Below are 477 nucleotides of genomic sequence, written 5' to 3' on the forward strand. Positions count from 1 at the left end.
TTCCAAAATCTGATTACCACACTTATACTTAATATTTAAAATTAGAGATTCTGAAGAAGCTCTAAAAAACTCAGTTACATTACTACTCTTAAAATCTCCATCATTAGTATCATTAGCTACAAAGCCAATGTATCTTTTAATATTTTCTATACCTACTTTTATACTGCTTTTACGTTCATAACTTACTTTTCTCATTATAGAATTAATTTCTATTTCCATTAACTTATAATTATAAATCTGAAGTGACTTAAGTGCAAATAGTATAATCATAACTTCTTTTTCTGTAAATATAACAGGAGGTATATAGCTATTATTTAGCACCCTATAACCTCCATTTCTACCTTGTTCTGCTTGAATTGGAAGTCCCATTTTATTTAATTCTTTTAAATATCGTTGTATTGTTTTAGCTGAAAGATTAAATTCCTCTGACAACTCTTTTATTGTAAACTTTTGCTTATCATTAATATATATCCAAAC

1 protein-coding gene is annotated in these 477 nt (G+C 26.2%); it reads right to left on the reverse strand.

All coding sequences use genetic code 11. The annotated features are described in order from the left end of the window. Positions 1-477 (reverse strand): helix-turn-helix transcriptional regulator (locus tag K0040_RS20085; protein WP_228110451.1); only part of this gene is annotated, 477 nt, incomplete at both ends.

Source organism: Terrisporobacter petrolearius (genome assembly GCF_020748185.1).
Classification (GTDB): domain Bacteria; phylum Bacillota; class Clostridia; order Peptostreptococcales; family Peptostreptococcaceae; genus Terrisporobacter; species Terrisporobacter petrolearius.